This is a genomic window from bacterium, assembly GCA_040755795.1.
Lineage (GTDB): Bacteria > UBA9089 > CG2-30-40-21 > CG2-30-40-21 > SBAY01 > JBFLXS01.
The window spans coordinates 1-6698 of record JBFLXS010000218.1 but is presented as its reverse complement, the minus strand read 5'-3'; the positions used below and the strand labels follow the sequence as shown (position 1 = coordinate 6698).

Annotated in this window: 5 protein-coding genes; 2 read left to right on the top strand and 3 right to left on the bottom strand. The window is 38.2% G+C overall.

Features of this window, described 5'->3' with window-relative positions; translation table 11 throughout:
- Positions 1-118: 118 nt before the first annotated feature.
- The gene (locus AB1414_13210) at positions 119-2689 is read left to right on the top strand and encodes a DUF1566 domain-containing protein (GenBank protein ID MEW6608382.1); all 2571 of its coding nucleotides are present in this window, start codon (positions 119-121) and stop codon (positions 2687-2689) included.
- 236 nt (positions 2690-2925) lie between these two features.
- On the opposite strand, the gene AB1414_13205 is transcribed toward AB1414_13210, so the two are convergent.
- Both AB1414_13205 and AB1414_13200 read right to left on the bottom strand, forming a co-directional pair.
- The gene (locus AB1414_13205; protein ID MEW6608381.1) at positions 2926-4947 is read right to left on the bottom strand and encodes a hypothetical protein; all 2022 of its coding nucleotides are present in this window, start codon (positions 4945-4947) and stop codon (positions 2926-2928) included.
- Positions 4948-4973: 26 nt separating this feature from the next.
- Positions 4974-5297: a PilZ domain-containing protein gene (locus AB1414_13200; GenBank protein MEW6608380.1), complete on the bottom strand. Its 324-nt coding sequence runs from the start codon at positions 5295-5297 to the stop codon at positions 4974-4976.
- Between the two features lie 175 nt (positions 5298-5472).
- On the opposite strand from AB1414_13200, the gene AB1414_13195 reads away from it, so the two are divergent.
- Positions 5473-6072, top strand: a complete 600-nt coding sequence (locus tag AB1414_13195; GenBank protein MEW6608379.1) for a LuxR C-terminal-related transcriptional regulator — start codon at positions 5473-5475, stop codon at positions 6070-6072.
- Positions 6073-6342: 270 nt separating this feature from the next.
- Here AB1414_13195 and AB1414_13190 read toward each other — a convergent pair whose 3' ends face one another.
- On the bottom strand, positions 6343-6489 hold the full coding sequence (locus tag AB1414_13190; GenBank protein ID MEW6608378.1) for a hypothetical protein: 147 nt from the start codon (positions 6487-6489) through the stop codon (positions 6343-6345).
- Between the last annotated feature and the right edge of the window lie 209 nt (positions 6490-6698).

Sequence of the window (6698 nt, the reverse complement as noted above, 5' to 3'; positions counted from 1 at the left end):
AGGCGGCCTGGCGTATTGCCGTCGAGGCCTGGCTGAATAAGAAAGGTTTTGTAACCGTGACCCTGAATGGAAAAGTGTTACCCAGTTTTTTCTGATTTCGGTATCATTAACTCATGGCGTGCACAGATATTGGCAATTTGATGTTCCTTCAAATCTTGGCCTCGATAGCTCAGGTAATGCAAATCATGGTATACCAAATACAAACTATGTCAGTTATTCATCCGAAGGCATAGTTAACGGTGCAGCAAAATTCGTTAAAGGAAGTAATGAAGGAATTGTTATTCCTCATAGCTATTCTCTTGATTTATCAGGCAGTGCGATAACAATTGCAGCGTGGGTATATTTGGATACCGGTAATAACGGCGACACAATTATAAGTAAATCAGATTCAAATACAAACGAACCTTATGCTTTTTGGGCACGTTTCTGGAAAACAAATAGTGGCAATAGTATGGCTGCCTTTTTCGCAAACAGTGACGGTGTTGATGATGCTTATTATGCAGTACCCGAAAATCAATGGGTTCATGTTGCAATGACATACGACGGTGCCATACATGGTGTTATTAAATTTTATGTTAATGGCCAAATTGCTAACATATTACAGTCACATTCTAATGGTATTATTTCAAATACAAGTAATTTGCATATAGGGGCATCGCCATGTCCAGGACCAGAAGACTTCTCAGGCTTAATGGACGAAGTCCGTATTTACAACCGTGCACTGTCTGATACGGAGATACAGGTTCTTCACACTCCAGGCAGTTTCAAACTCCCCGACACTGGTCAAACGACCTGCTATGACATCAATGGTAACGTAATCAGCTGCGCTGGTACGGGACAGGATGGAGAATACAATATCAATCCCATGAGCTTTACGGATAATGGAGATGGGACGGTTACGGATAACAACACTGGACTGATGTGGCAGAAAGTAAATGATGGCAAATTTTATAATTGGTATCAGGTCGCTGGTATTTATAATGCAACATATAACCCGACTACAAGAGATGTTTGCGACTCGCTAACATTGGGGGGTTATTCCGACTGGCGTGCACCCACAAAGAAGGAAATGATGAGCATCATTGATTATGGTATGTCCCCCCCGGATCCGACAATCAACCCCATTTTTGCAAATGTGAATTCAAACTTTTTTTGGACAGCTACGCCCGATGCTTTTGGTGGAGGATGGGCAGTAAACTTTAACTATGGCAACGTTGGAAATTCCATGCTGAGCAGCTACCTAGTTTTACGCTGTGTTCGGAATCGACAGACTCCAGTACAAGAATTCACTAATAACTATGACGGTACGGTAACAGATAATTTTACTAAACTGACATGGCAGCAAGGCGAGCCTGGGGAGATGACCTGGCAAGCTGCCCTAAATTATTGTGATACACTTATTCTGGGAGAAAAGGCTGACTGGAGATTACCGAATATCAAAGAGATTGAGTCGATAACAGACGATTCTAAGTATCGGCCTGCAATCGATACCTCTTTTTTCGCTGATGCGGTAGGATCCGATTCCTCTTCAAATTATTGGTCCTCTACTACAAGCGCAATGGACTCTGGTTACGCTTGGTTTGTAAATTTTTATCGTGGCTATCTACATTATAGCTATGACGGCCACAAAACAGATTACAATTATGTAAGATGTGTGCGTGGAGGTATCGAACTTCCCCCGCCCACGTACGGCAACATTGAAGTCTCTCCTACGTCCCATGATTTTGGAGAAATGACTGTTGGAAAATGCTCTCCTATGCCAGAATTATTTTCTCTTTACAACACGGGCAACGCTAATTTAGAAATTTTGGGAATCTCTACATCAGATGCAAACTTCTTGATAGAGATGAATGATGGGACACACCCGTGCGGCGCAAATAATTACATTACCCCGGGTAACTCGTGTACTTTTTCTGTTATATTCTGTCCATCTTATAACGGAAGTTTTAATGCAAATATTTCTATAACGTCGAATGATCCTAATAATTCAACAGTGAATTTAGATATATTTGGTCTTGGCACATCAGTCATTGAAAAAACAAAGCTCGGATATATAGTCGTCATCGATGGCATGCGACTTCTCTCTTTGATACACCCGGATTGCCCGGACAATTTTTCACATTATCTTATGGATGCAATTAATGAAAATGACCTTATGAAGTATGCTATTGAAAAGAAAGTAGGCAAGTTTATCCCTTTCAAATGGTCTAGAGATAGTGTCGATACCGGACTTTATGCAAGCGCACTTTCAAAGACCTTAAAAATGCTAGAGGAGAAAAAAGCACCAGATAGTCCATTAGTTATTTTGTCCCATAGTTGGGGAACTTTTCTCGCCTATGTCGCCTTGACCAAGAACCCAGATATAATAGTGGATACCTTTATTACGCTGGGGTCCCCGCTGGATTCACAGTCGATAGATGTTAAAAGTTACACATGGTTCCAACTGACTCCTTATGATATATTTTCAGTTGGCCCACTTTCTAATGTAAAAAAATGGCGCAATTATTGGGCAAGTTGCGATCCGATATCTGGAAGTATTAGTGGCCTATCAAAGGCAAATAAGAATATAAAGATTAAGCCAAGTTTATCATATTATGATTTCCCCTGGCCGACTTGTCATGGTTCCTATTACAAAGACCCTTATGAATGGCAAAAGATTTTGCAGGAGATTTTTGATGCGAGAAAATAGATAACCTAACAAGGATATTTAAGAAGCAACATCCATATTATGTAAAATTACTCCGCTGGAAAGTGGTTGGGTAGGATTTATCTAACGTAGCTTAGTTCCCAATTCAATATGCGATGTGATTCCTGTCACACCGTGTGAATGACTAATAAAACAACTATGAGGTGCCGGCGTCCGATCGCACTACCCTGGAGCCGTTTGATACTCATTAAGGCCCCTCGGATGCCGGCCAGGCTAATTTATCTTAGTGATGGGCCTGTATATTTAATCGAGTCGAATGCACATGCATAATATCCACAGGCACTGTAAAAACAAACGTCTACACCCAATGTATCACCGTACGCAGGTCGCATGTAAGAATAAACTGTCTCTACAGGCATGTTTAAAACAAGTTTTTTTACGGGTGGATATATAAAAGGTGTATGATCTTGTATCTTGTTTAATACACATTGAATAAGCTCCGGCGTCAAAGGACATGGCCCTGGTGGATCACATGTCATATCAAAATATCCGCAAACATAATAAGCATCGATACCACACGCATCTGTAGCTGTCAAGTTTATATTGACTGTCGTTGAAGTTGTTGATTCGTCACCTCCATTAATAAAATTAGAGTTGTTTATCATGATACCGGAACCATCTCCAATTGAATTAACTATTTCAGATTTCACTTTATTAATAAAATTATCAGCATAATTTTTATATGTCTGATTAAAATCACTATAATGCATTACAGTTTTATTCAAGCTCGTTATGGCATGCCAACGTTTGGTATCACCAGAGCCCCAATTTCTATTTGTATTGTAGGTTTGATCTATTTGAATGTCTTTAGCAGAAAGCTTCTGAATAGGGCCAGAAATGACGTCACCCCATGCCCAATAATTTGTCCACTTAAATTGAAAATTCTCTATTTTTCGAGCTGGCTGGCCACATTTGGCGTACGTTTCATAGATTTCATCCCACAAAAAAGTATTAATAATGGCCTCTGCCGGATATACCAATTGGGAAGCAGCATTAATACTTCCATACGGCGATGAAAGCGTAATGAAGAGGTCTGGATTCACATCATTATTATATTTCAATGCTAACATTCCTAATATTGTCCCCCAACTGTGAGTAACGAGGACAAATTTTCTATTATTATTTTTTGCATAATCATAATATGCCTTTACAGTTTTTTTAAGATCGTTCATGATATCTTCTGTCTTATGTGCATTTCCATCCCATCTTTTCTCAGCCGAATTGCCAGGGCCACTATAAGTTATTACGCACGCTCTATTAATATTATTAAGCTTCATATCTCTAATAGCATCCTGTAAGTAACTTGGTTGTAAGTCGTCAGGCCAAAATCCAAAAGAAAATACTTCCTTAAATTTTAAGCCATCTATAGCGAATATTACGGCAGGTCCAGTACAGTTCAATGTCGCTATAGAAACTTTTGTACTAAAATGAATGTCCTCAACTGTAATCAAGTTTTTTTCAATATCTTGACTTAAAATAGTAAGTTCTTCCCAAGTTTGATCGGTTTCATTATAATTCACTACTTTAATATCAGTTTCAGGAATATCTGAGTAATCAATAAACCCGTCATTATCCTTATCTGCATATGGAATGGTTATATATACTGGACTGTTAAATTGAGTCCCATCTGGACCAAAATCAACAAACGGACCTGTGTCAATTGTACCTTCAGGAAGTAATGACGACAGATTATTGTCTTTAATTGAAATTATCTTAAATTTGTTAAAAGCATTTGCTGGAATCTCTATTCTTGTCCCATAAAGAGGACTTTCTGTATCTTCAACTGTTATAACGCCACCTTCGGGTCCAATTACTTCAGCAACTTCTGCATCTATCGTTTGAATTATTTGAATAGCGAGCCTGCCACCGGGTTTGCCTTTTAAAAGTACACCGATAATATTTTCTCCTTCAGATATCTGAATAGACTTTTCCAAATAGTCAACTTTCTGGTTAAAATCTGATGCGCTAAAGACAACCTGCTCATTAATACTAATCATAGAACTGCTAACTTTTTCAGTCGATGAATTCTCGATTCCACCATTATATATTATTATTTTTGCCGGGCCGTCACCACCTGCAAAATTGAAAGATTCAATAATCGGATTACCAGTTCCTCGAACAAATGTATTATTTAGAAGAGTGACATCAACTGCTCCGTAACTGATTACAGAGGATGAAACTACATAAAAAACAACAGCGAGCATTAGTAACAACTTTTTCATGCGCTCCCATGATTTCATAACAAATCCCCCCTTTTTTAAGCTTCTTATTCTAATAAAAACTTAAGCCCAACTTGGTAGATTTCAGGCTTTTTCTCTTTTAACCAAATTACCTCAGCTAGAACTGGTATCCTTACATAAGCATCGGGCATAGGAATCTGCATTTTAATCATCGCTCCCTTTCTTAAAGCTGTTCTAGATATATTTATCCTCATTCCGCTATCACTAATATCTATCGCATCTATAGAATGTTTAATATCATTTGGTGGGTTATGGGAATCTCCCAAGACTGCTAAGCTGACGGGATTGGTATAATAATGACGAGCGGACCGCCTTCTTTCTTTGGGAAAGCCTTCCTTTTTTGTATGCATTTCCCCTCAAAAAATAATGGTGTTTTTAAATCGAGATATATATAATATTTCTGATAAATTCTGTCAATACACCCAAAAGGATACCCTCAAACGGGTGTATCCCTTTGGTTTTAAATAATATCAAAAATGCTGATAATGTTTGATTTGTTTTTTTGTGGGGGCAAGAATTTATCGAATGAAGAATGTTGTTACTGATATAAACGATCCTTGTTTTATACATCAGAATGCATTTCTAATATATAGACCAAAAAGCAATAAGAAATGCGAGGAAGTTTTTTATAATCACGAAGCCTTACAAATTCTTTCCCGGGCAATACAATCATTTGGAGAGAAAAAACAATTTCATGATGGACTGCTTTTTTTGTGTGGTCAATGGAAACGGATGATTAATAAAGGTCTTACTAAAACAGAACAAGGCAATACGCCTGTTTATATCCTTGATACCTTGAAAAGTGACCGCAGGTTTTATCTTGTTAAGGGGCTGAGTCTTTCAAATCATAAATCTTCCCAAGAAGAAGACAACCGTTTCATATTCATACTTGAAAGAATGAATGTTGACAAGTTAAATCTTTCTCTTATTTCACGGCAATTCAGTTTGAATCAGAGAGAACAAGATATTGTCCGGTTATTAATTGAAGAGCGAGGCAATAAGGAGATTGCTCAAATCCTCGGATTGAGCCTGAATACAATTAAAAGCTACTTAAAAATACTCATGCGGAAACTAAGTGTAACCAGCAGAGCAGGCATTATCGCCTGTCTTTTAACAAAAAAATAATTTCTATCCGAACTATTTTTTCGACTAATCTTCAACAACTTAGAAAGAAAATGTTTTATATGTTTGAATCCTAAATCTTTACCATATTAAAATCTTTAAAATTATTGTTTCTCTGTTTTCCTTTTTGCTCTCCAAGAGTATTACTCTATGAATTTGACTTTCATGGAGGAAGCAACAAGCCCGAAAGTACAAAAATATCGTGCTACGTACTTTTATAAGTGTTTCAGTGATACGCTATGAAAATATTACTTTAATAAATAAAGCACTGCCTCATAAAACCCTAAATCTATTCTCATAATACTCCCGCTTATCAATCACCCCCTGGTTATACATCCCTTTCCATCCTCTTCCCGATGTATCAATCTGCGATGTGCCAATCACCACAAAAGCTATAAACGCCACGATCCCGGCAAGCACGAACTCGCCCGGTGAAGCGGTCCTAAGCCTGCCGCCGAATATCGTAAGCCTTCTTGAATTCTCATCGAGTATCGGAATACCCTGTCCTAACGACCAGTTTATGATACCAAGGAATTAGGGAAATAGGGTGACACTCCAAATTGGGTTAGACGAAAGGAGTGTCATCGATGGAACAAGTAGAGAGTATTCAAAAGAGTGGTACAAAGAGG